Source organism: Streptomyces sp. NPDC054863 (genome assembly GCF_053610825.1).
In genome coordinates this window covers 1-23785 of record NZ_JBSGZD010000107.1, presented here as the reverse complement: position 1 = coordinate 23785, position 23785 = coordinate 1, and the positions used below count along the sequence as shown (strand labels likewise).

Annotated in this window: 22 protein-coding genes and 2 pseudogenes; 11 read left to right on the top strand and 13 right to left on the bottom strand. The window is 71.6% G+C overall.

Translation table 11 applies throughout. The features are described from left to right. From ACWGIG_RS20230 to ACWGIG_RS20205, 6 genes and pseudogenes are all read right to left on the bottom strand, one after another. Positions 1 to 481: pseudogene (locus ACWGIG_RS20230) on the bottom strand (hypothetical protein); the annotation flags it as partial. 269 nt (positions 482 to 750) lie between these two features. Continuing rightward, entirely contained in the window at positions 751 to 2064 is a 1314-nt protein-coding gene (gene melA / locus ACWGIG_RS20225; RefSeq protein WP_453323003.1) for an alpha-galactosidase, read from the bottom strand. Between the two features lie 68 nt (positions 2065 to 2132). Continuing rightward, positions 2133 to 3020, bottom strand: coding sequence for a carbohydrate ABC transporter permease (locus tag ACWGIG_RS20220; RefSeq protein WP_453323002.1), 888 nt, complete (start codon positions 3018 to 3020; stop codon positions 2133 to 2135). Beyond that, entirely contained in the window at positions 3017 to 4000 is a 984-nt protein-coding gene (locus ACWGIG_RS20215) for a carbohydrate ABC transporter permease (RefSeq protein WP_453323001.1), read from the bottom strand. The genes ACWGIG_RS20220 and ACWGIG_RS20215 overlap by 4 nt, the downstream gene beginning before the upstream one ends. Before the next feature lie 9 nt (positions 4001 to 4009). Next, positions 4010 to 5338 carry an ABC transporter substrate-binding protein gene (locus ACWGIG_RS20210; RefSeq protein WP_453323000.1) on the bottom strand — a complete coding sequence of 443 codons (1329 nt, stop codon included), beginning with the start codon at positions 5336 to 5338 and terminating at the stop codon, positions 4010 to 4012. Between the two features lie 440 nt (positions 5339 to 5778). Then, entirely contained in the window at positions 5779 to 6726 is a 948-nt protein-coding gene (locus ACWGIG_RS20205; RefSeq protein ID WP_453322999.1) for a LysR family transcriptional regulator, read from the bottom strand. Positions 6727 to 6839: 113 nt separating this feature from the next. On the opposite strand from ACWGIG_RS20205, the gene ACWGIG_RS20200 reads away from it, so the two are divergent. The 4 genes from ACWGIG_RS20200 (at position 6840) to ACWGIG_RS20185 (ending at position 10341) form a co-directional block, all read left to right on the top strand. Continuing rightward, positions 6840 to 7754 carry an NAD(P)H-binding protein gene (locus ACWGIG_RS20200; protein ID WP_453322998.1) on the top strand — a complete coding sequence of 305 codons (915 nt, stop codon included), beginning with the start codon at positions 6840 to 6842 and terminating at the stop codon, positions 7752 to 7754. Next, positions 7744 to 8109, top strand: a complete 366-nt coding sequence (locus ACWGIG_RS20195) for a darcynin family protein (protein ID WP_453322997.1) — start codon at positions 7744 to 7746, stop codon at positions 8107 to 8109. Before ACWGIG_RS20200 ends, ACWGIG_RS20195 begins: the two co-directional genes overlap by 11 nt. A gap of 316 nt (positions 8110 to 8425) precedes the next feature. Continuing rightward, entirely contained in the window at positions 8426 to 9289 is an 864-nt protein-coding gene (locus tag ACWGIG_RS20190) for a tetratricopeptide repeat protein (RefSeq protein ID WP_453322996.1), read from the top strand. Positions 9290 to 9453: 164 nt separating this feature from the next. Further along, positions 9454 to 10341, top strand: a complete 888-nt coding sequence (locus ACWGIG_RS20185; protein WP_453322995.1) for a 4Fe-4S domain-containing protein — start codon at positions 9454 to 9456, stop codon at positions 10339 to 10341. Here ACWGIG_RS20185 and ACWGIG_RS20180 read toward each other — a convergent pair. Further along, positions 10322 to 10582: a hypothetical protein gene (locus tag ACWGIG_RS20180; protein WP_453322994.1), complete on the bottom strand. Its 261-nt coding sequence runs from the start codon at positions 10580 to 10582 to the stop codon at positions 10322 to 10324. The genes ACWGIG_RS20185 and ACWGIG_RS20180 overlap by 20 nt on opposite strands. Continuing rightward, positions 10579 to 11337, bottom strand: coding sequence for an AMP-binding protein (locus ACWGIG_RS20175; protein ID WP_453322993.1), 759 nt, complete (start codon positions 11335 to 11337; stop codon positions 10579 to 10581). The genes ACWGIG_RS20180 and ACWGIG_RS20175 overlap by 4 nt, the downstream gene beginning before the upstream one ends. A 178-nt stretch (positions 11338 to 11515) precedes the next feature. Here ACWGIG_RS20175 and ACWGIG_RS20170 point away from each other — a divergent pair, with 178 nt between their 5' ends. Further along, positions 11516 to 12736, top strand: a complete 1221-nt coding sequence (locus ACWGIG_RS20170) for a helix-turn-helix domain-containing protein (RefSeq protein ID WP_453322992.1) — start codon at positions 11516 to 11518, stop codon at positions 12734 to 12736. Positions 12737 to 12799: 63 nt separating this feature from the next. Here the strand turns inward: ACWGIG_RS20170 and ACWGIG_RS20165 are convergent, their stop codons facing one another. Next, on the bottom strand, positions 12800 to 14098 hold the full coding sequence (locus ACWGIG_RS20165; RefSeq protein WP_453322991.1) for a YhgE/Pip domain-containing protein: 1299 nt from the start codon (positions 14096 to 14098) through the stop codon (positions 12800 to 12802). A 341-nt stretch (positions 14099 to 14439) separates the two neighbouring features. Between ACWGIG_RS20165 and ACWGIG_RS20160 the strand changes: the two genes are divergently transcribed. Then, positions 14440 to 15294, top strand: a complete 855-nt coding sequence (locus ACWGIG_RS20160; RefSeq protein ID WP_453322990.1) for an alpha/beta fold hydrolase — start codon at positions 14440 to 14442, stop codon at positions 15292 to 15294. Between the two features lie 207 nt (positions 15295 to 15501). Here the strand turns inward: ACWGIG_RS20160 and ACWGIG_RS20155 are convergent, their stop codons facing one another. Both ACWGIG_RS20155 and ACWGIG_RS20150 read right to left on the bottom strand, forming a co-directional pair. After that, a complete protein-coding gene (locus tag ACWGIG_RS20155; protein ID WP_453322989.1) occupies positions 15502 to 16587 on the bottom strand; it encodes an RICIN domain-containing protein in 1086 nt (361 codons plus the stop codon). Between the two features lie 76 nt (positions 16588 to 16663). Continuing rightward, positions 16664 to 17746, bottom strand: coding sequence for an alpha/beta hydrolase (locus ACWGIG_RS20150; protein ID WP_453322988.1), 1083 nt, complete (start codon positions 17744 to 17746; stop codon positions 16664 to 16666). Between the two features lie 442 nt (positions 17747 to 18188). Here ACWGIG_RS20150 and ACWGIG_RS20145 point away from each other — a divergent pair, with 442 nt between their 5' ends. The 4 genes from ACWGIG_RS20145 to ACWGIG_RS20130 are packed head-to-tail and all read left to right on the top strand — an operon-like array spanning position 18189 to position 22090. Further along, the gene (locus tag ACWGIG_RS20145; RefSeq protein WP_453322987.1) at positions 18189 to 18686 is read left to right on the top strand and encodes a DUF6301 family protein; all 498 of its coding nucleotides are present in this window, start codon (positions 18189 to 18191) and stop codon (positions 18684 to 18686) included. Continuing rightward, entirely contained in the window at positions 18683 to 19120 is a 438-nt protein-coding gene (locus ACWGIG_RS20140) for a TY-Chap domain-containing protein (RefSeq protein ID WP_453322986.1), read from the top strand. Before ACWGIG_RS20145 ends, ACWGIG_RS20140 begins: the two co-directional genes overlap by 4 nt. 22 nt (positions 19121 to 19142) lie before the next feature. Continuing rightward, positions 19143 to 21662 carry a hypothetical protein gene (locus tag ACWGIG_RS20135; protein ID WP_453322985.1) on the top strand — a complete coding sequence of 840 codons (2520 nt, stop codon included), beginning with the start codon at positions 19143 to 19145 and terminating at the stop codon, positions 21660 to 21662. Between the two features lie 56 nt (positions 21663 to 21718). After that, a complete protein-coding gene (locus ACWGIG_RS20130) occupies positions 21719 to 22090 on the top strand; it encodes a hypothetical protein (protein WP_453322984.1) in 372 nt (123 codons plus the stop codon). Between the two features lie 159 nt (positions 22091 to 22249). Here ACWGIG_RS20130 and ACWGIG_RS20125 read toward each other — a convergent pair. Both ACWGIG_RS20125 and ACWGIG_RS20120 read right to left on the bottom strand, forming a co-directional pair. Beyond that, positions 22250 to 22366, bottom strand: a pseudogene (locus tag ACWGIG_RS20125) (aminoglycoside phosphotransferase family protein); the annotation flags it as partial. 49 nt (positions 22367 to 22415) lie between these two features. Beyond that, a complete protein-coding gene (locus ACWGIG_RS20120; protein WP_453322983.1) occupies positions 22416 to 22787 on the bottom strand; it encodes a winged helix-turn-helix transcriptional regulator in 372 nt (123 codons plus the stop codon). 92 nt (positions 22788 to 22879) lie between these two features. On the opposite strand from ACWGIG_RS20120, the gene ACWGIG_RS20115 reads away from it, so the two are divergent. After that, complete coding sequence (locus ACWGIG_RS20115; RefSeq protein ID WP_453322982.1) at positions 22880 to 23719, top strand: SDR family oxidoreductase; 840 nt, start codon at positions 22880 to 22882, stop codon at positions 23717 to 23719. Positions 23720 to 23785: the final 66 nt, after the last annotated feature.

Sequence of the window (23785 nt, the reverse complement as noted above, 5' to 3'; positions counted from 1 at the left end):
AGGCCCCCGCGGCCCTGGTCGGTGCGGTGGCCGCGTCGGTGGCCGCCGCCGCGGTCGCGACCGGGCTGATACTCGGCGGCGCGGACGCGCCGGTGCCGCAGCAGCGTACGGCGACGGTGGAGAGCGAGATGCCCGCGCCCAGGCCCGAGCCCCCGGCCGCCCGGCCGGAGCGGAAGCCGGTACCGGTGGCTGAGGGTGCGCCCCGGACTCCGGAGCAGCGCGAGGAGCGGGCACCCGTATCCGTACCGGCCCCGCAGGCCCCGCCGCAGGCGCCGGCCGCACCTGATCCGGCCGCACCTGATCCGGCTGCGCCCGCTCCGGAAACGCCCGCACCCGAGGCACCCGCACCGCCGGCGGCGGAGGCAACGCCCCCGGCGCGAACGCAGGAACCCGTCGCGGAGCCGACTCCGGTGGAGCCGACTCCGGTGGAGCCGACCCCCGTGGAGCCCACGCCGGTCGAGCCGACGCCCGTTGAACCCACTCCTGTCGAGCCAACTCCCGTCGAATCGGATCCCGTTGAGCCCACGCCCCCGCCCGAGCCGGTCTGTGAACCCTGGCTCGGTCCTGTCTGGGTCTGTCGCCTGCCCTGAAGCCGGGCCCCCGCCGGACGCGTCGGTGAAACGGCTCGTGACAGGGCGACCGTGAGCACGGTCTTGCCCTGGAGGTGCACTCGGGCGGCTCCGTTCGTGCGCGGCCAGGACATCCGTCCGTGAGCAGGGCGGCGCCGCCGGCCCATGCCGGGGTGAGGGGTCAGTCGTCGGACAGCGCGACCCGCAGCGACGGCTGGAGGAGGTCGGCGTGCGCGCGGACCATGTCGTCGCAGAGCCGCCAGATCTGGTCCACGGTCAGGGTGGCCGCGGTGGCCGGATCGGTCATGGCCGCGTGCCGGATGTGCCGCGGTTCGTCGTCGACGGCGGCGCGTACGACGAGGTCGTTCGTGCTCAGATACGTGCGGTTGAGGGCGGCCAGCTGCGGCGGCAGGGCCCCGGCGCGGGTCGGCTGGACGCCCGCCGCGTCGACCAGGCACGGCACCTCGACCACGCCGTGGGCCGGGAGGTTGTCGATCAGGCCGCTGTTGGGGACGTTCCCGTAGACGGTGCGCGGGGTGCCGGTGACCATGCTGTGGATGATCTGCGGGGCATACTCCATGGTGCCCTCGACGGTGAGCGGGTCCCCGGCGGCGAGGGCGTCGCGGGTGCGGTGGTACTCGGCGACGTTCTCGTCGACGATGCCGAGGTAGGCGCCGACGGGGAGGCGCAGCCGGTCGATCTCGCTGTCGTGGTGCAGGTACCAGGGCACGTACTCCGAGGAGTGCTCGCTGGTCTCGGTCGGGTAGTAGCCGAGCCGCCGGTACATGTCGACACGCACCCGGCGCCGCAACTGCTCGTCCTTCGCGACGAGTTCGTCGAGGCGGGGGTAGAGGTCGGTGCCCCGGTGCTCGAAGCGCAGCACCCAGGCCTGGTGGTTGACCCCCGCGGCCCGGTAGGTGATCTCCTCGTAGGGGACGTTCACCAGCTCGGCCAGGTCCCGCATGGTCCAGTACACCGAGTGGCACAGGCCGACCACCTTGGTCAGGCCGGTGGCCTCGGTGAGGTACTGGATGTTCATGGCCATGGGGTTGGTGTAGTTGAGCAGCCAGGCCTCGGGGCAGAGTTCGGCGATGTCCGCGCCGAGTCGCTTGAGGAAGGGGAAGGTGCGCAGGGCGCGGAAGATGCCGCCGACGCCGAGGGTGTCGCCGATGGTCTGGCGCAGCCCGTGGCGGGCGGGGACGTCGAAGTCGGTACGGGTGGACCCGACCATGCCGATCTGCACGGTGTTGATGACGAAGTCGGCGCCGGCCAGGGCTGCGCGGCGGTCGGCGTGGGCGCTGATGTGGGCGGCGGCGCCCAGTTCGCGCGCGATGCAGCGGGCCGCGGCCTCGGCGGTGGCCAGCCGCTCGGCGTCGATGTCGTGCAGGGCGATGTGCGCGTGCTTCAGCTCGGGGAAGGCGAAGAGGTCGGCGAGCAGCCCCTGGGTGAAGACGACGCTGCCGGCGCCGACGAAGGTGATCTTGGGTGGGGTCATGGCGTACGCGCTCCGAGGGGAGAGGGGTGGGCGGGGGCTTCGTCCCGGGCGGGCCCGGCGGCGGGCGGTCAGCCCTTGAGGCCGCTCGAAGTGACCGAGCGGATGAAGGCCTTCTGTGCGAGGAGGAACGCGATCAGCACCGGAAGCACCGTCAGGACGTTGCCCGCCATCACCGCGGACCACCGGGTGTGGTGCTGGCCCTGGAAGGTGGTCAGGCCCAGTTGCAGCGTGTACTGGGTGTCGTGGTTGATGGCGATCAGGGGCCAGGTCAGGTCGTTCCACGTGGTCAGGAAGGTCAGCACCGCGACGGTGGCGAGGGCGGGCCGTGCGAGGGGCAGGACGATCGAGCGGATGACCCGCAGCCGGGAACAGCCGTCGATCCAGGCGGCTTCCTCCAGTTCCCTGGGCAGCGAGAGGAAGAACTGCCGCAGCAGGAACACCGCGAACGGCGTGACGAGCGAGGGCACGATCAGCGCGCCGAGCGTGTCGATGAGCCCGAGCTTCTTCATGACCAGGAACGTCGGGATCATCGTGAGCTGGAACGGGATCGCCATCGTCGCCAGCATCAGTACGAGCAGCGCCCGTGAACCGGCGAAGCGCATCCGGGCGAACGCGTACCCGCCGAGCACGCCGAACACGAGGTTGGACGTGACGGCGACCGAGGAGACGATCGCCGAGTTCAGCAGCCAGCGCGGGAACATGGCGTTGCCGAGTACGTAGCTGTACCCACCGAAGTCGATCTTCGAGGGCCAGAGGGCGGGCGGGAAGCGGTTGATCTCGGCGTCGCTCATGAGCGAGCTGAGCACCAGCCACATCAGCGGCACTGCGAACAGCGCGGCCAGCGGCCCGAGCAGCAGATGCCAGGCGCTGAACGGAAGGCGCAGACGGCGCCGGGCGGCCGGTGCCGCCGCCGGGCGGGAGGTGACACGCGTGGGGTCGGTCGTGGTCGCGCTCATGAGGCGGCTGCTTTCGTACGAGGGGTGCGTGCGCGTTTCGTACGAGGGGCGCGCTCGCGGCGGACCATGCGCACCACGACGGCCAGGACAGCCAGGACGCCCAGCGCCAGGGCGAGGACGTAGGCGGCGGACGCTCCGTACCCGGCGGTGAACTCCTTGAAGGCCTGCTCCCAGATGAAGTAGACGATCACCGTGGTCGAGCCGAGCGGCCCGCCCTTGGTGGTCACGTAGACGAGGTCGAAGACCTGGAGGGCCTGGATGGTCTGCCACAGCAGCAGGAAGACACTGACCGGTGTGAGAGCGGGCAGCGTCACGTGCCGCAGGATCCGCAGCCGTCCCGCGCCGTCCAGCCGGGCGGCCTCGACCAGGGACTGCGGTACGTCCTGCAGCGCCGCCAGGTAGATGACGGTGCACAGCCCCGTGCCGCTCCACACGGTGATGACCACCAGGACGAGCAGTGCCTGCGCGGGGTCGGTGAGGAAGCCCTGGGGCGAGATGCCGAAGTGGTGCAGGACGGAGTTGGCCGCGCCGAACTCCGGGTCGAAGACGAAGGAGAACAGCACGCCCTGCGCGGTGGCGGAGATGACGAACGGTACGAAGAACAGCGTCCGGTAGAGCCCGACGAAGCGGATCCGCCGGTTCAGGACGAGGGCGAGGGCGAGTCCGAAAGCGATGCTCAGGGGCACGTAGAGAGCGGTGTAGACGACCGTGTTCCGCACGGCCTGGTGGAAGTTCGGGTCCTGCCGCAGGGCGTGGTAGTTGTCCAGGCCCACCCAACGGCTGGGCGTGACGAGGTCGTTGACCTGGAAGGACAGCAGCAGTGACCAGACGACCGGCAGCACGCTCAGGCCGAGTATGACGAGTACGGCGGGCGAGATGAACGCCCAGGCCGTGGCGGCCTCCCGGCGGCGCCTGCGGCGCAGGGCACGCGGGTCCTGACGGTCCCGCGGCAGGGTCAGCGGTGTGGGAAGTCGGGGCATGTCAGGTCCTCAGCGTGGGATCAGCAGGGCGGCGTTGGACTCCTCGGCGCACGAGCGCACCGCGTCGGCAGGGCTCTTGCGGCCCAGCAGCACGGCGACGACGGCCTGGCCCAGGGCGCGCGAGACACGGGGGTAGGCCGGGTGCACGGGCCGTACGCGCGCGGAGCGGATCGCTTCGGTGAACACGGACAGGCCGGGCGTACGGGTGGAGTACTCCCGCCAGGCCGGGACCTCCTCACTGCGGCGGCTCAGCGGCAGGCTGCCCGCCTCCACGTCCCAGCGGCTGTCCTGGGCGGGCTGGGTCAGCCAGGTGACGAAGGTGCGCGCGGCCTTCGTACGGGCCTCGCCGTTGTCGAAGAGCGTCCAGGTGTCGGGGCCCGAGATGGTCATGGGGCGCCGGCTGAAGCTGGGCAGCGGGGCGACGTGGTAGTCGACCTTCGCCTCCCGGATGTCCGGCAGTTGCCAGGGGGCGGTCGTCACCATGCCCATCCGGCCGGAGAGGAAGACCTGGTACATCTGCTCGCTGCTGGGCTTGGGATCGATGTAGACGCTCTTGTCGCGCACCAGGTCCTGGAGGACCTCAAGGGCGCGGGCACCCTCCTTCTCGAAGCCGATGCTCCGCCCGTCCCCGGCGATGACGTCGCCGCCCAGGTCCCACACCAGCGGCCACAGCCGCCACACGGTGTCCTCGTTGCCGGTGCCGGGCCAGCTGGTGCCGAACCGCCCCCTGGCCGGGTCGGTGAGGCGGCGCGCGGTGTCGGTGAACTCCTGCCAGGTCCAGCCCGCCTCGGGCAGGTCGACCCCGGCCTCGGCGAACACCTTCTTGTTGCAGACCACGGCCAGGGTGTCGAGGAGTGCGGGCACCGCGCGGACCCGGCCGTTGATGGTGACGGCCTCCCGGGCCGGCGCGTGGTAGTTGCGCCACGGCGTCGGCCCCTGCCGCACGTGCCCGGTCAGGTCGACCACCTGCGGGCTGCGGGCCACGCTCGCCAGGTCGGAGCCGAAGACGTAGGCGATGTCGGGATAGGAGCCGGCAGCGAGCGCCGCGGTGATCTTCTGCAGCATGGCGTCGGCCAGTACTCCGCCGCCCATGTCCACGCGGATGTCCGGGTGGGTGCGCTCGAACTCGGCGCCCAGGCTCGCGAGGACCTTGGCGGCGATGTCGTTCTGGCCGTGCCACATCTGGATCGTGACGCGGCCGTCGCCACCGACCCCGTCGGAGGTGCCTGCGGCGCAGCCGGTCACGGCACCACCGGCCGCCACGAGCGCTCCGGCACCGCCGGCACGCAGCACGCCGCGCCGCGACAGCGCGCCGGGCGCTCGGGGGACTGCTGTCATCGCTACCTCCAGGGGGTCGGGCGCCCTGCGTCGGGCCGACACCGTCACAGGGCGGGCGGCGAAACATATAAGGGGAAGCCGGAGCGGGGAAGGGGGCCTCGCGCGCGGGGCGCCGGGTTACGGCGGTGGCCGGGAAGGCGGGGCTGCAGAGGGCGCAGCTCGACGCTCATCGGTGCGCTCCAGCCGTGGAGGGCACGGCCCCGCCTCGGACCCCGGAAAGGGTGTCCTGGCGACTCGGGCCGGACTCGTGGCCGAGGCCAACCACCGGCTGGGCGTACCTCTGTGCCGAGTACTCGGCAGCGGCGCTGCCAGGGAGTAGATCGAGTGCATTCGACCATGTCAAGAGACCGGTTCCGGCTGAACTGCCGTCCGGGCGCCCGCCCTTCGGGGGACGGGCGGGGACGAGCACGGCCGGGCGGCTCGACGGACGGCACGTGACGTCAGGCAGTCGGACCCCCGGGTGCGTGAAGGGCCCGGCGAACGGCGTCGCGGAGCCAGCGATGGCCTCCGTCGGCCGAGTGGCGGGGGTGCCACGCCATGCCGATGGTCAGCGGCGGCAGGGGCAGGGGGATGTCGAGGAGGCGAAGGCCCAGGGCAGTGGCAGCGTCGGTGAGGGGGGAGGGAACCCCGCCGGGGAGTGCGGCGGGGACGAGACAGACGATGTCACTGCGGGCGGCGAGGATCATCGCGGCCATGTGGCTGGGAAGGACGACAGCGACGCGCCGACGGAGGTTCCGCTCGGCCAGAGCCGTGTCCAGGGGACCGGTGAACCGGCCGCGGCGGCTCACCACCACGTGCTCGGCGGCAGCGAGCCGGTCCGGGGTCAGGGCCCCTTCGGTGAGCGGGTGGCCGGGCCGGACGGCCGCCGCCATCCGCAGGGTGACCAGTTCTTCGACCAGGGTCTCGGGGTCCACATGGCCGATGGACCCGATCTCCAGGTCGATCCGGCCGTCGCGCAGCGCCGGTCCTGCTTCCAGGTCCTCGGCCCGGAACCGCAACGAGATCCCCGGTGCCTCCTGCCGGGCCAGCTCCAGCATCCCGGGTGCCAGCGCCGCGCTGACCAGGTCTGCCGTCTGGAGGGTGAAGGTGCTGCGCAGGACGGCGGGATCGACGCCGGCACCAGGAGCCAGCAGCGCTCCCAGGCGGCGCACCACCGCGGCAGTCTCCTCGCGCAGGGCCTGGGCACGGGGCGTGGGGACCATGGTCTGCCCGGCCCGCACCAGCAGGGGGTCCTGGAGGATGCGCCGCAGCCGGGCGAGCGTGCGGCTCATGGCGGCGGGCGACGTGTGCAGCCGGGCAGCGGCACGAGTGACGCTCTGCTCGGCCAGCAACGCGTCCAACGCGACGGCGAGATTGGCGTCGATGACAGGCTCTGCGCTGCTGCTCATGGGCGTTGTTCCATTTCAGGCAATGATCCCGTGCTGAAGTTCCCATTGTGGCAACACCAGGGTCCTCCACAGGATGAGGGTCGTCCCGATCCGGCACGACCCCCGAGGATTCCATGATCGTCATTACCGCTCCCACCGGGAACATCGGCCGCCATCTGCTGCCCCTGCTCCTGGAATCAGCCCCCGCCCACGGCGAGGAACTGCGCGTAGTCGCACGTGACCCCGCCCGGCTGCCCGACGCGGTGCGCGACCGCGTCGAGGTGATCACCGGCTCGCACGGCGACGCCGAGGTCGTCGACCGCGCCTTCGAGGGCGCCGACGCGGTGTTCTGGCTGGTCCCCCCGGACGCGTCCCTGGCCCCCGAGGACGCCTACCGCGGCTTCACCCGGCCCGCGGCGAAGGCCCTCGTCGCCCACGGGACCGGCCATGTCGTCGGCGTCTCCGCGCTCGGCCGCGGCACCCCGGTCGCCCACCGCGCCGGGCTCGTCACCGCTTCCCTCGCGATGGACGACCTCATCACCGACACCGGCGTGGCCTACCGCGCCCTGGCCAGCCCGTCCTTCTTCGAGAACCTTCTGGAGGACGCCGACACGATCCGGGAGACAGGCGTCTTCACCGACACCCTCGACGCGGACCGCCGAGCACCCCTCGCCGCCGTCGCCGACATCGCGGCCGTCGCCGCCGGACTGCTGCTGAACCGCTCATGGTCGGGCAGCGACAGCGTCCCCGTCCTCGGACCCCAGGACCTCTCCCGCAACGACCTGGCCCGCATCATGACCGAACAACTCGGCCGCCCCGTCCGCTACGCACGCCGGCCGCTGGACGAGCTGCACACCGACCTCCTCGGCCTCGGCCTCCACGAGGCGTTCGCCCGGGGCGTCGTCGACATGAAGAGGGCCAAGAACGAGGGCCTCGACGCAGGCGTCCCCCGTACCCCGGCCACCAGCTCCCCCACCACCTTCGCACTCTGGTGCGCCCAGACCCTCAAGCCCGCAGTCCTCCCGGAAGGCACCCGTCATGCCCGCTGAAACCACCACACCGCCGGTCACGGCGTTCATGCTCATCAAGACCACGCCCGAGTGGCTCGCCATGACCCCCCAGGAACGCGTCAGCGCCTTCGCCACCGAGGTCGTCCCCGCGATCAAGGCCAGGACCACCGGCGTCCGCTCACGCTTCTACGACACGGAGTTCTACTCCACCCGCGTCACCGACGTCTGGGTCTGGGAGGCCGACGACCACGACGCCTACCAGCTCCTCATCGACGCCCTGCGCGAAACCCCTTTCTGGGACCGCTACTTCACGGTCGTCGACCTCCTCGTCGGCACCGAGAACGGCTACGCCCGCACCTACGGCGTCGACGCCGTCACCACCATCAGCACCTGACACCCCTCCCGGGCCTGCGACCCGGCGCAGGTCGGGGGCGTCGAGCAGCCGCGCAGCCGTGGGCGGCCGGTGTTCAGGATGCGAGGGTGTTCGGCTGATGCTTCCTCACAGGTAACCGTCGCGCAGTCGGACCACCATCATGGGAAGGCATGTTCGTGGGAAGACATGTTCGTGCCATCGTCGTGAACCAGCGGGGAACGGCCAAGTGCCAGTGATCTCAAGGGGGATGTCCGTGCGGGGGAGTTCGAGGAAAAAGGGGCGCGGTGAAGGGGCCGGGAGCCTTCGTGAGGCCGCCGAGGCCGGGGACGCCGTGGCGATGTTCCGGTACGGCCTGTATCTGAGTACGCGCCAGGACCGGACCGGCAGTGAAAGGTGGCTGCGCCTGGCGGCCGAGAAGAGGCATCCCGACGCCACCGTCACCCTCGGCGTGCTGCTCCACGAGTGGGGACGGCACGCCGAGGCCGAGCCGCTGCTGCGGGAGGCCGCCGGCGCGGGGCACGTACGCGCGATGGAGATGGTCGGATACCTCCTGCGGTCGCGGGGGGAGAATGTCGAGGCCGACCGCTGGTACCGGCGTTCGGCCGAGGGAGGCAATGCGAACGCGATGGCCGTCCTCGGGTCCCTGTGCCAGGAGCGGGGAGCCGACACCGAGGCCGAGGGCTGGTTCCGTCGGGCCGCCGAGGCCGGTCTCGCCGACGCCGCGTACGCCCTCGGGCAGTTGCTGTACCGACGGGGCGAGGCCGCCGAGGCCGAACAGTGGGCCCGCCGGGCAGCGGCCGGAGGCTCCACCGCCGCGATGAACGCCCTCGGAGCCCTGGCCCTGGAACAGGGCGACAGGGAGGCGGCGAAGTCCTGGTACCGCAGGTCGGCCGGCGCAGGCGACGACGAGGGCGGGCGCCGGCTCGCCGCACTGCTCAGCGGCTCCGAGATGCTCGCCGAGCTCGAAAGCTTGCTGCTGGAGCGCGCCGGGAAGGGCGACGTCAACGCGCTGTTGGCACTGGGGCGTTCCAAGGAACTGGGCGGTGACCTGTACGCGGCGCAGGGTTGGTACGAGAAGGCAGCCGCGGCCGGCCACGTAGGCGCGATGACCCGGCTGGCGGAGCTCTCGGAACGGCAGGGGTACGCCCGCCAGGCGCGGGCGTGGCGCCGCAGGGCCGCCGACGCGACGCCGCCACCGTAGGAAAGGCTGCTGGAAAAATATGGATAAGAGTCCCTAAAACTCCCCTCAGAACAGGGTGGTGACGCAAGTACAAGATCCTTACCCCCTTCCACTTTTCGCACGGCGCGCGATACCCCTGAGAGCGGGCGCCCGGTCGGCGGGCGCCGTGCGAAAGGGAGTGGACCATGGGAGACGAACGGATCGAGGGCGGCTGGCAGGTGGACGAGCGCTGCATGAACTGCGACGTCGCCCGGCAGTTGGCCCCCGGCCTGATCGGTGAGGCAGGGGGCCGCTCGGTCGTCCTGCGCCAGCCGCACGGCGACAGCGAGATCCGGCAGTTCCACACGGCTGCGCACGCCTGTCCCACCCGGTCGATCCGTCCCCCGGGCGGGCGACTGGATGCGGCACCGGACCCCTTCCCGCTGGCGCTGGACGACACCGTGCACCTGTGCGGGCACAACTCCCCGCAGACCGCGGGGGCCAACTCCTACCTGTTACGCCGCGCCGACGGCACCGTGATGATGGTGGACACGCCGCGCTGGAGCACTTCGCTGGCCGCGCGCCACGAGGCGCTGGGCCCCGTCACCGACGTCCTGCTCACCCACCGCGACCACGCCGCGCACGGCCGTCGCTACGCCGATCGTTTCGGCGCCCGGCTGTGGATCCACGAGGGCGACCTCGATGCCGCCCCGGACGCCGACCGCGTGCTCCGTGGCACCGACCCTGCGGAGATCGCCGAAGGGGTCATCGCCTTTCCCCTTCCCGGACACACGCGGGGCAGCGTGCTCTACGTCGCGGACGAGCGGTACTGCTTCAGCGGCGACAGCTTCTACTGGTCGCGCACGACAGCAGACATCGAGGTGGCCGACAACGTCACCTGGTACTCCATCGAGGAGCTGGCCGCCTCCCTGGCCCGGACCGCCCACCTGCTGCGCTTCGAGTGGCTGCTGCCGGGCCACGGCGACCGCCGGCACCTCCCCGGCGACGACATGGCCCAGCGGCTGCGGCAGTTGGCGGCGCGCACCCGGGAACTCCGGCCCCGCCCCGTCGACTTCACCGCGATGCGCTGGTGACGGTGCGGGTGCGGGGCGTGCTCCGGCAGGCACGGAGAGCGGTACGGGCCTGGTCGGCATCGATGAGGAGCGCGAACTCCTCGAAGGCCACGGTCATGACCTCCTCGACCGTGGGAGGTTGCCCCCTGTCGGCACACCCGGTGGCGATCTGGGCGGCGCCGTGCGCCACGACGGCTGCGCGGTCGTCGTCGTCGAGAGTGTCGTCCGTGAGCGCGGCCAGGACCTGCCGCCACAGTGTCAACGTTCACCGCCGCCCAGGAGCGCGGACCACACGTCGGTCGGCGCGTCCCGCTCGGTGCGGGCGGCCGGTGCGGGCTGCGCCGCTCCCGCGGGCAGGCACGCTCCGGCGAGGATCGCCGCGTTGAGGCCGTAGGCCCGACCGGTGGAGGAGAAGGCCGGCACCCTCTCCGGCTCGTCGGCCGCTTCCTCGGCCGGCTCGTCGCGGAGCGTCCGTGCGGTCACGCGCGCGTTCACCCGCAGAAAGGCATGCGTGAGCGTGGTGGCCTGCGGCTTCACCGCCGACTCGCCCGCGCCGAGCGTCACCGCCGGATCTCCGTCGGCGCGATGCACCACGCCGGGGCGGTAGGGCCAGAAGGCCACCTGGTCGAGGAAGTCAGGGCCCACCGGGAGATACGTGGTGTCACCCTTCGCCGCCTCCCGGGCCCTGTCCGCAGCGTCCGACGCGAACACCAGCCGCGTGCCGGACGAGTCCTTGCGGGGCCGCGGCGCACCCCGCCGGGTCTGGAAGTACAGGGGCATGACGACCGCCCCGACGCGGAGGGCTCCGAAGTAGAGGACGGGGTAGGCGCAGGAGTGGTGCAGGCTCAGCCCCACCCGATCGCCGGGGCGAACTCCGTGGGCGAGCAGTCCGCCGGCCACGCGGGCGCTGTACTCGTCCAGTTCGGCGAAGGTCAGGGCTCTGTCGTCGAGCCGTACCGCCCGTTGCTGCGGGTACCGCTGAGCCGCTTCCGTCAGGGCAGTGGCGAGATTACTCAAGACAGTTCACCTTCGTGCGTGGAGTCGTCCGGCAACGTGGCGATCCTTGCCACGGAGACCCTCCGGCGCCATGTCCTGACCGACAAGGGCTTCTGTCCCCGCCGACAACGACCGCAAAGGGATTGGGTCGTTGGCAGGTTCGCGGGCCTGGCGCTGCCCTAGGGTCGGCCCTGTGTATGTGACAGCTCCCAGACTCCTGGTGTCCGAACTCGCCAAGACACTGTTGGGCAGGATCGATACCATCGCCGCGGAGATGGCCGACCTGACCTACGAGAACGTCGCGCTCTACCGGACCCTGGTCGTAGGCCCGGAGGACCTCCGGGCATCGATGCGCCACAACTTCCAGAACTCCCTCAGCCACCTGGCCGACCCCCACTCGCCCGAGCTCGACGTGTCAGGACCCACCGCGACCGGCCGCAAGCGCGCCCTGCAGAACGTACCTCTGCCGGAGATCCTGCACGCCTACCGCCTGGGCGCGCGCTACCTCTGGGAGCAACTCCTGTGCGAGGCGAGGAAGTTGGGCGGTGATGCGCCCGAAGCCCTCCTGGAGACGGCGGCGCACGTGTGGGAGATCTCGGACGCGCAGTCCACGGCCGTCACCGACGCCTATCGTGAGAGCCTCGCGGAGCGGATGGTCGAGATCGACAGGCGCCGCTCCGCCCTGGTCGGCGAGCTGATCGACGGGCCCTCGTCGAACAGCGACACCGTGTGGGAGGTCGCACGCATGCTCGACTTCCCGTTCCAGGGTGCCTTTCTCGTCGTGACGGCCGAGGGCATCACCGCCAGCGATCCGACCCTGCCGGGGCTGGACAGCCGGCTGCGCGCCCTCGACGTCGGATCGGCGTGGCGTGCGCAGCCCAGTTCCGAGACCGGTGTGCTCTCCTGCTCACGGCAGCAGCCGGTGGAACGGATTCTGGAAGCCGTACGGGGTGCGGCGACGGGCCGCGTGGGCGTCAGCCCGCTCTACGACCGGCTCGACCAGACGGACCGCGCACTGCGGTACGCCCAGGTCGCGCTGGAGTCCCTGCCTCCCGGCGCCGCCGCGGTACGCCAGCTCGACGACACACCGCTGACGGAACTGGTGATCAACAACCTGCAGACCACACAGCGTGCCGTGAACCGCATTCTCGGCAGCGTGCTGTCCCTGCCCGAGGACGACCGCACCACCCTGCTCGCGACCGCCCGGGCATGGCTCGACGCACGCGGATCGGCGGCTGCGGCGGGGCGCGCCCTGTACTGCCACCAGAACACGGTGCGCTACCGCATGAACCGCCTGGAAGAGTTCCTGCGCGGCCCCCTGGACGACCCGAAGGTCGTCGCCGAACTCTCCATGGCGCTCGACGCCATCGGCACCTTCCCCACCCTGCTGGAGCACCCCCGCACACCGCACCGTTCCTGAGCCGACGCAGTTGCGCGGACGGACTCGGGACGTCGCAGGCGCACTCGGGGGTTCTACGGTGTGTCAGTTCTGCTGGGGAACCATCCGGTGCAGGCCCTTGCGGTCGTAATACCGGGTCATGAGGAAGCCGAAGGCGAGAACAGCGACGACGCCGACGGCGATCATGATCCAGCCACGGGTGAGGCCGGCGTCGCCGCGGGCGTCGAAGTACAGGATCGACCTGACGCCCGAGACGAGTTGGCGCATCGGTTCGAAAGCGCCGAGGAACCGGTAGAAGCCCGGCACGGCCTCCAACGGGATGGTCGCCCCGGAGGAGGGCAGGGCCAGGGCGATGAAGACGAACATCGACACGATCTGGCCGATGCTGCCGAACGCCGCGTTGATCGCTTGCACACCGAGGCCCACGCTCAGGCAGGAACAGTACGAGAACAGGGCCAGCATCGGCAGATGGGACGCGTCCATGCCCAGGACGGCGATGCAGGCGAGCATGACCAGCGCGGTGACGGGCACCGACAGCACCGCGGTCATGGTCATCTTGAGCAGCAGGGTCTGCGTGCGGCTGATCGGCACGGTGGGGTGCCGGGAGTGCCAGGGGCCGATCTCCGCGTCGGCGTAACCGAGCGCCGTGTCGACGGCGTTGTGGACGATGTTGCCGCCCAGGAACCCTGCGAGGACGAGCAGGAGAACGTAGTAGAAGGCGCTCAGCCCCATTCCGCTGTGTGTCCCGATGGGATGGCCGGGCTCGGTGGTGACGGCTACCGGGTCGGCGAACAGCAGGCGGGCCGCGGAACCGGATGCCGCGAGCTCGGGGGTGGCGGTGAGCTGCTTGCCGAGAGCCAGCGATGCCTGGTGGGCGGCCTGCTGGCTGATCCGGGCGGCCAGCGACGAACCGAGGCTGCCCATGCCCGGGTTGGTGAGCACGGTCAGGGTCGGCCGGGCGGCCCGCGTGCCGGACAGCGAGCGCACCGATGCCGTGAAGTCGGCGGGAACGACCAGGGCTCCGTAGACCTTGCCCGAAGCCAGCTGGTCCTGAGCCGCCGCACGGCTGAGCCGACGCCACTGCACATCGCCGGACGGCGTGGAGGAGACGATCCGGGCGCTGAGCCCAGTGCCCAGGTTCTGCTTCGCGCCGGGCAGCGGCTTGCCCGAATCCTGGTTCACGAGGGCGATCGGCATGCGGTCCAGACTGCCCTCCGGAGTGAGGATGCTGCCCATGTACAGCAACGAGAGCACCAGCGCGACCAGGGCGCTGAGCACCCCCGGAGCCAGCCACAGCTTCCCGTGGCGCAGCAGCGTCCCGGCACTGCGCAGCGAGCCGGAGAGTTGTGGGGAGTGATCCGGCTGCGGAGCTTCGGAACTCATACAACTCCTTGAGGAGGTGGGCGCGGCGCGGGCCCGGGGAGCGGCGGTGGACGCGGTGAGCGTAGGTGCCGGGCCGACGGGGGAGCGCGGGTGACACAGGCCGGTCCCGTGCATGGCCCGGATGGCCCACCGCGGCTCGTCGGACGACGGGAGAGGAGGGGGCGGAAGGGGGGACAGGACGGGAGGGGACAGGACGGGAGGGTGGAGGGGCGACCTGGCCGAGGCGCTGCCGGACGCGCGGCCGGTGGTGGAAGCAGTCCGGCCGGGCGCAGTCCTGGACATTCCCGGGCATCCTCGTAGGATCCATCACCGCGGTGACGTAGCTGTCCTGGAGGTTGACGATGCATTCGACGGTCCGCCCGTTCCGCACGCCCGACGGCGTCACGCTGGGGGTCGAGCACTTCGGGGACGAGGCGGCGCCCCTCGTGCTGCTCGTCGGAGGCACGACCATGCTCTCCTGGCCCGACGCCCTCTGCGAGGCGCTCGCGCGCGGCGGGCGGCACGTGGCGCGCTACGACCTGCGCGACTGCGGCGCGTCGACGACCGTCGACCCCGAGGCACCGGCGTACACGCTGCGCGACCTCGCCGACGACGCCGCCGCGCTCGCCCGCGGACTCGACGACCGGCCGGCGCACCTGGCAGGCATCGGCGTCGGCGGGATGGTCGCCCAGGTCGCCGCGCTCGACCACCCGGACGCGTTCTCGGCGCTCACCCTCGCCGGGACACGGCCTGTCGCACCGGGCCTGGTCGACGCCGACCTGCCCGATCACGACGCGGCGACGATGAAGCGGCGGTTCGCGCTCCCGATGCCCGACTGGTCCGACCGGGCTGCCGTGGCGGAGTTCGCCGCAGCGGGCGCGGAGACCCTCGGCGACGATCCCGCCGCGGCGCGCGCGACCGCCGGGCGCATCTTCGACCGTACGCCGGGCACCGAGCACGCGGTGCAGATGGCCAACCAGCTGGGAACGGTGTTCGCCAGGCTCGACTGCAAGCCGCGCTGGCGCGAGCGCCTGCCCGGGCTCGCGCTGCCGACGCTCGTGGTGCACGGTCGCCGCGACCCGTTCTTCCCGGTCGGCAACGGTCAGGCGCTCGCGCGCGAGATTCCCGGTGCGCGGCTGCTCGTGCTCGAAGAGGCCGCGACCACGATTCCCGACGCTGCCGTCGGCCAGGTCGCGGCGACGATGCTCGCTCTGTAGCTCACCGGGAGCCAGGCCGGTGCGTCTCGCAGGTCACGGATCCCGGGGGCCGGTGAGCGTGCTGCCGCCCAGCGCCGACCCCACGAGACCCTACGACAGGAAGGGGGCCGGCCCCCCGTGGGCCGACCCCCTCCCGCGCAGGCGCGGGCCGTCACGTACACGGGCCGTCACCTGCGCGGGCCGTCATGAGTCAAACGCCGCCAGGGGTCAGACGCAGGACGTGAACGTCGGGCTCGTGTTCGCGACGTAGAGGGTCGCGCCGCCCTTGGGGTCGGACTTGAGCGGCACGGTCACGACGTCCTCGGCCTTCCACGGAATGCCGCGCGCGTCGAACGTCCAGGTGCCGGTCACCTTCCGCGCCAGGATCGACAGCGTGACCCAGCCGTAGTGTGCTGCGGGGACGGGCACCACGACGCTGTTGTCGACGCTCTTGGAACCCGTCCAGATGCTCTGGAAGGACACCCCCGAGGTCACACCTGCCTGGAGGGCGGGTGCGGCGCCGCCCGCGAGGTTCGCCGACAGTTCGCTTCCGATCGAGCTCGACCAGCCGGTCGTCTCGTTCACGCCGAAGGACTGGGTGATCTCGCCGCCGGTGTTGTTGTACCAGACGGAAGAGGCGCAGACAGTGGGCAGGGGAGCCGCGGGGGCCTCGCTCACGGTGGCCCAGGAGCAGGTCGAGGTGTCCCTCTGGCACTGCTTGGCGCCGTGGTCGACGGCGAGGTCCCAGGCGCCGTCGGCAGCGGTCCACTGCTGGTTCGGCTTGCCGTGACAGTTGGACTTGCCGGTCCAGGCGTCGTCGTACTGGGCGTTGGCCACGAGGTCGAGGCAGGAGCCGTCGCTCTCGTTCCGGATCATGAACGCGCTCTTGCTCCCGTTGACCGGGTGGAAGTACCACTTCTGGCTCTTCTGGCCCCGGCAGGTCTGCTGGCGCAGCGCGGGCCAGCCGACGTCGATGCACTTGCCCGTGGTGTTGTTGACGATGGCGAAGGCCGAGTCCGTGCGGTCGACGTTCAGACGCCAGGACTGGTGGTGGCCCGGCGCCGTGTTGGTGACGATGATGGCGCCGTCGTCGCGCGAGCCGTTCTGCACGTCGAGGGCGCGGCCGTTGCCCAGCGACTTGAGGGTCAGGCACTGCAGCGGGGTGCCGCAGTTGTCGTTCGTACGGGCCTCGGCCGCCGGGGCCGAGGACACGGTGAGTCCCAGAGCGATGCAGCACGCCATGAGGGCCGCGGCGATCATTCGCAGGTAGGAGGTGGCCTGCGGTCTCGGAGGGTGGGCTTGGATCGTGGGCACAGGTCGGTTCCTCTTCTTGATTCGGGTGGGTGTGTCCATGGGCGGTCGATGGGGGCGCCGCCGGGCGGCGGCGGGGTCAGGAGGCGGCGAATCCCGCTTCCAGACGCGGTACGAGGTCCACGAAGTCCTGGGCCCAACAGCCGCTGGTGTGGCCGCCCTTGCAGTTGTCGCCCCAGTTCGCCCCGTTGCCGTAGTTCACGTAGTGGTACGGGATCTTGTGGGCGTCCAGGCCGTCCCTGGCGTGCTCGGCGGCCGACTGGACCCAGAACTCCGGGTTGGCGGCCTCGCCGTTGCCGTTGCCGGTGTAGATGGAGACCTTCATTCCAGCCAGTGCGCCCATGTGCGAGGACGGGTCGGCCGCGTTCCAGCGCCAGTCGGCGTCGAACACCGGATACGGCGTGCCGAAGATCGCGTCGCTCGACACCGTGGGGCCGAAGTTGAGGCTGCAGTTGGCGCCCGCGGCCCCGCAGAGCACGGCGCCGACGTTGGTCAGCGTGCCGACGACCGCACCGCGCATGACGGCGTGGTTGCGGGACAGGTCGTTGGCTCCGGAGAGCGTGGCGACCTGGCTGAAGAGTTCGGGCCTGCTCTGGGCGTAGTGCAGGGCACCGAAGCCGCCCATCGACAGACCGCCGACGGCGCGCCCCTCCTTGGTGGCGAGGGTGCGGAGGTTGGCGTCGATGAACGGGATCACCTGGTTGAGGTGGAAGTTCTTCCAGTTCTGCGCGCCCGCGGCGGTCTTCTGGTCGAGCCAGTTGGTGTACCAGCCCCTGAGGCCCCCGTCGGGGATGACCGTGATCATCGACTGCGCCGCGGTGAGCGCGGGGTAGGCCAGGGCCGGATTGCCCGGACCGTCGGAGGCCCCGTGCAGGAAGTAGAACACCGGGTAGCGCCTGGTCGGGTTGTCCGCGTAGCCCGCGGGCAGCAGGATCCGGATGCGGTGCTCGCCGGAGACCTGGGGCGTTTTCACGGTGATCACGAAGTTCGTGGCACTACCGGCACTGGCCGCGGTCTGGCTCAGGCCGAAGCCGTCGGTCAGCTCCGGTGGCGCGGGGGCGTCGGCGTGCGCGGCGGGTGTCGTCAGCACGAGGAACGCGGCGACCAGCGTGGCGGCCACCGCCCTCGCTCGCGCGGCCCAGGCGGGCCGGACTCGTCTCATCAGCAGTCCTCTGGTGGGCCGGATGGTGGTGGCCTCGTATCCGAGGACACAACACGGTTGATCTCAGGGGTTGTTGGGTGATCACACTCGTGGCTGACCACGACCGAGTGTGGCCCAGCGGGACGGTCGATGTAGAGACGGTTTCTAGAAAAGTCTCTGGCCGATTCCGGGTAGTCCACATGCTGGACGGGTGCGCGATTCGGCCACGGTCAGGCCGGGCACCGCTGCACCGGGGCATTCGTCCGGGCGGACCGCGGCAGGTGGCCGAGCGCCGGACCGTAGGAGTACTGGACCCCGCGCCGGACGCGTCCCACCGGTGGTGTGCCAGGATCGGCGGGATCAGAGGTGTGCGGGGCCGGCCCCGCGTAGAGGGTGAGGGGGATGGGGGGACGGGCCCGTGCGGGCGCCGTTCCTCCGGCTGCGTATGACGCAATGGCGCGCGTTGAGCGATGTCGAGGTGGCCGAACTCGCGGCACGGTTGCGGTCGTTGGACTGCACCTGGGAGCTGGGGGCGACGCCCAGCGCCAGGCGGACGCCGGGGCTCACCCGGCGGGCGCTGATGATCTGGCCTCGATGGGACGTGCTCGACACCGGGTTCGAGGAGGACAGCCGCGGGGCGTCCCGCCGCGCGAGAACACCGCAGGAGAAGATGGTCGAGCGCGTCCGGCTGCGCCTGACCGACTACGACCACACGGGGCAGTGGGCCAGGACCCTCGACGCGTTCGCCAGGATGGCCACCGCGCTCGGCGACGCCCTGGGCGAGCCGACGGACCGCAGGCCCGGCACGCCCGCCGAGATCCACTGGGTCGGTGACGACACCACCCTGCTCCTTGAACACACAGGAAGCTCGGTGTACTTGGAGCTGGTGACCAACAAGCGGCTGGCCCTCGACGAAGAGCTCCGGCAGCTGGACGAGAGCGACGAGGAGGGGCTGCTGTGACGGGTTGGGACGGTTTCACCGAAGGGCTCGCCGAGCAACTGACCACGCTGGCCTCCGGATCGGTGCTGATCCTCCGCGAGAGCGGGCCGACGGGCCGGTACGCACAGTTCCTGCAGACCGACGCGACGGTGGAGGCCGAACTGGTCGCCGACCACTATCTCGACCCTGCCGTACGCGCCGGAGAGCCCGGGTGCCGGTTGATCACCGAGGCGGGCTGGCGGCAGCCCGAAGACACCGTCTACGGCCACAACTGGCAGGCCGTGCTGAGCTGGCCCTCGCCCTCGGACGCCTACCGCCGACTGGCGGCGATGACGGTGACCGGACTCCGCGACGGCCTGCGGATCACCGACCCGGAGACCCTGGTGTACGAAGCCTGGGCGCGCGGAAACCGCCCCCTGCGCATGCCCTTGCTCGGCCTCGCCCCCCACTCCTGACGAGAGGCGGCGATACGGCGGCATGTCGTCACAGGACGCGGGAGCACGGCGAAGGGCGCGGCTCGCCGCGCAGGTCGACTGGTCGAAGGTGATCGACCCCTACACCGCCGAGCGGTACGGCCCCGAGGTGCTGGAAGAGCTCTGGGGGGCCGACCGCAGCAGGGCCGACTCCCTCTGCACGAGTCTGTACTTCGCGGCCAACGGCGACGGCAGTTCGGTGCGGGCGGCGGCTGCCGAGATGCTGCCGTTCCTCGTCGAGGCGGCCGGTGACCCGGAGGTGACGGTGCGGTGCGAGATCCTGCGGACCATCGCCGCCGTCGCCGCTACGGGCAACACCGCCCCCACCGCGAAGGTCGGCCCGATCCTCGAAGGCAGGTGGCGGCCCGCCGTCGACCCGGCGTGGCCGGCCGCCTGGGAGCGTGCCGCCGAAGCGCTGCTGCCGCTGCTCGACGACGACCACGTAACCCTCCGGGCCTCGGCGGCCACCGCGCTGGCGCAGTCCTCCGCCCACGCCGACGCCCTGATCACGCGCTTCCGGGACCGCTTCGAGAAGGAGCCGGACGCCTGGGCGGCGGGACAACTCGTGCGGGGCGTGGGAGAGCTCGCCCGCCACGCCACGCGGCGACGTGAAGAGGCGCTCGGATGGCTGCGTCGGCGCATGACCGACGAGGGAAAGGGGGCAGAGCCCGACATCGACGAGGACGTCGAAGCCTGGCTGGACTGGCAAGACACGATCCGGCACGACGTCCGGCTGGAAGCCGTGGAGGCTCTGTGCCGCGCCCTGCCGGGACACACCGACCCCGTCTACGCCCGCGTCACCACCGACGCGCTGCTCACCTCCGCATTCGCCCGCCCACCTGCCGAGTACGTCGTCCGGGACGTCGACGTCATCACCGAGGCCGACCGGCGGCTGGGAGCCGACCTGCCCGGACGGCTCGCCCTCGCGCACGCGCTGCTTCGAGTCCCCGACACCGCACACCGCGAGGGGGGCCTCAAGGTCGCCGCCGGGCTGATGTCCCGCTGGCGCTCCGCCGTGCCGGAGCTCCTCCCGGCCGTCGCCGGGCTCGTCACCGACCCGTGCCCGGAGAACCGTGTCCTCGCGCTGCGGCTGCTCGCCATGTGCGGGGACGCGGCGCGCCCTTGGGCCGGCCTGGTCGCCACCCGCCTCGACCCGGCCGTGGAACCGTACGAACCCGCACGGGAGCACGCGGTCCAGGCACTGAGCCGGACGGGCGACGAGCGCTGCGTGCCGCACCTCGCCGAACTGCTCACCCGCCACGGGGGCTTCATCACGGGTCATGCCGGTTCGCCCGGCCCCGGCCGGGACGGCAGCGGGCTCAGTTTCACCGAGGCGCTGGCCCCCTTCGCCGCACACACGGACGTACTCCTCGACCCGCTGCTGGCCCGGATCGAGAGGACGGCGAGCAGTCGGCATCCGTACTTCTCCGTCCTGCGCCGATGGCACCAGGACGGCGGGGACGTCGTCCCGCGGCTGATCCAACTCCTGGAAACCGACGGCTGGTTGACGGTCGCCGCGCACGCCCTGTACCGGACGGGCGCCGGTGCTGTCGCCGCCGCCCACCGCGAACGGCTGCGGGAACGCCTAGGGAAGCCGATCACCGGGCGGGGCGACGACCTCGCACGCATCGGCCCCTTCGAGTACCACGCCCTCACCGGGGACGACGAGCCCCTGCGCGCCCTCCTCCACCCGCCTGGCAACAGCGGCTTCCCGGGCCAGGACCCCCGGCTCGCGGAGCCCACCCTGCTCCTCGCCTGCGTCACGCTCGGCCCGTCCGCCGCGCCGGCGGCGGAGCGGCTGCGCGGGATGCTCCAGGAAGCACTGCGCGGAGAACGGCAGCACCGGCCCGATGCGCCGAGAGGCGCCGTGGGACGGGCCCGGGCCCTGTGGCGCGTCACCGGCGATGCCGGTGAGGTCCTCCCCGCGCTGCTGGAACTGACCGCGCGCAGCACACTCGCGGTCCACCGGACCCCGGGAAGCGTCGAGGCCCTCGTGCTGCTCGCCGAGGTCGCCGCCACCCACCCTCCCGTCAGGGAACGAGTCGCCCGGCAACTGCGTGCCACCGCCGGAGAACGGATCAGGCACCGCAATCCCTTGGACGCGGTGAGGATCGTCCGGAGCCTGTGGCAGCTCACCTCGGACCCCCATCGGGTCGTCCCGGCCCTGACCGAACTCGTCGGTATCTGTCCGCCACCCGGCAGTACAGGGCCCACGGTCCTCGAACCGCTGCGGCTCCTCGCCGAAGCCGCCGCCGTGGACCCGGCCTCCGTCTCCCCGGCCATGCCGGCCCTGCGTGCACTCCTCGACGCCGACGAACGCCCCGCACACCACGACGACCACTGGGGTGCGGTCCCCGGCGACGACGCCCTGCGCGCAGCCGTCCGAGAGGTACTGAACGCCGCTGCCGCGCAGGGCGCCACCGCGACGGCGGACGCCGGTGACGATCCGGAGCCGGCGCCCGGCGACGCCCGATCACCGCACGGATCCGGGGCGAATCGTTTCCCCGCCCCGCCGACAGGGTGAGGGGGCACCTTGCGCGCAGCCCGCATCCTCGCCGCGTCAGAGACGTTGAGCCTGGTATGACGCACGACGACGATGAAGAACTGCAGGACGCCGTGGCCCGCTGTCAGGCCGTCGAGAGGCTGCTGGAGGACGCCCAGGGGCACTACCGGCAGGCCCAGGAGGCATCCGCGCTGGCCGAAGCGGAGCAGGTACGGGCCAACAGGGCCGCGGCCCGGGCGGAATCCACGCTCCTGGCCCTGCTGGCGCAGCAGACGGAGACGGTCGCCGCACTCACCGCAGTTCTGGAGAAGCAGGCCCCCCGAAGGCGCCTCGGGCCGCAGCTCTCGGCGACGGGCGGGTGGGAAGGGAGCCCCCCTCCTGGCCGAGCCGTGGGTCTGGGCGGCCACGATCCTCATGGCACGGAGCACCGGTTGTCGCCACCGCGGTAGCAACGACCGCAAGTGTGCAGAAACGTTTGGTCATTTGACCGCGCCCGCCCGCCACCGGCGTCCCGGCCGCCGTGATCGACCAGCCCGGTGCGGAAGGGGAAAACCGTGCTCGATCAGCCGGCGAACGCCCAGCAGGCCTCGGGGCGACCACCACGCGGGGATCACGTCGGGGTCGACGTCGGTGCGTGCCCGGTCCGTGTCCACCTTCAGGAACACGTCGCCGACGCGCAGGGTCGCGCGCTCGGCATGGGCGAGGACGACCCTGACCTCATCCATGGCGACCAGTGTCCGGGGACGACCGCGATCGTGGCGGAGGGCTGCCGCGCTAGTCCGTGCCGTTCGGCGGCAGCCGCTGTGTGATCCGGTCGAACAGGTCCGTCAGCGGCTCGCCGAGGTCCTTGCCGAACTCGGTCAGCCCGTAGGTGACTTGGGGCGGTGTCGTCGGCTCGACCTCCCGCCGGATCAGGCCGTCCTGGACCAATGCGCGCAGGGTCTGGGACAGCATCTTCTCGCTGATGCCCTGGATGCTGTCGCGCAGCTCGAAGAACCGAAGGTCGTTGCTCCGCAAGGAGATCAGCACCCAGATGCCCCACCTGCTGGTCACGTGGTCGACCACGTTGCGCGCGGGGCAGTCGGTGTGAAACACGTCATACCGACGGCCCGTCCCGGGCTGCCTCAGCTGCACACCTTCATTCATGTCCGGAGCTTACCTCCGGGTACGTCCTTACGGAAAGTAAGCCCGGCTCCTAGCGTCAACTCCCTCAGCACACAACGGACCAGGAGCTCAAGATGATCGTGGTAACCGGGGCAACCGGCAATGTGGGTCGGCCTTTGACACAGGCCCTGGCCGAGGCGGGCGAGCAGGTGACGGCGGTGTCGCGGCGCGCCGTGGAGGTGCCGGACGGCGTCCGGCACGTGACGGCCGACCTGGCCGAGCCGGCAAGCCTCGCACCCGTGTGGGACGGGGCGAAGGCGCTGTTCCTCCTGCTGTCCGGCGACCTGCACGGCCCCGAAGCCAGGCCGGCCGACATCATCGGCCTGGCCGCGGCCAGGGGGGTCCGCCGGGTCGTCCTGCTGTCCTCGCAGGGCGTGGCGACCAGGCCGCTCGGCCCGTCGCGGGTCGCGATGCGCGCGGTGGAGGACGCGTTGCGGGAGTCAGGCCTGGACTGGGCGGTCGTGCGTCCTGGCGGCTTCGCCTCCAACGCCTTCGCCTGGGCGGAGTCCGTCCGTACACAGGGGACGGTCGCCGCACCCTTCGGTGACGTGGGGGTGCCGGTCGTCGACCCGGCCGACATCGCCGAGGTCGCGGCGGCCTGCCTGCTGGAGGACCGGCACTCCGGCGGGGTGTACGAACTGACCGGGCCGGAGGTGATCACGCCGCGTCAGCAGGCGGAGACGATCGCCGCCGCGCTCGGCTCACCGGTGCGGTTCCACGAACTCACCCGCGCCGAGGCCAAGGCCGGGATGACCCGGTTCGTACCGGTGGAGCTCGCCGACGACACCCTGGACATCATCGCCGCCCCGAACCCGGCCGAACTGCGCATCAGCCCGGACGTGGAACGAGTCCTCGGCCGTGCCCCGCGCCCCTTCGACGACTGGGTCGCCCGCAACATCGCCGCTTTCCGCTAGTCGCCACGCACCGGACCACGTACCGGAAACGCCCGGGCAGTCTCGTGCGGCTGTGGCCGCCGAGGC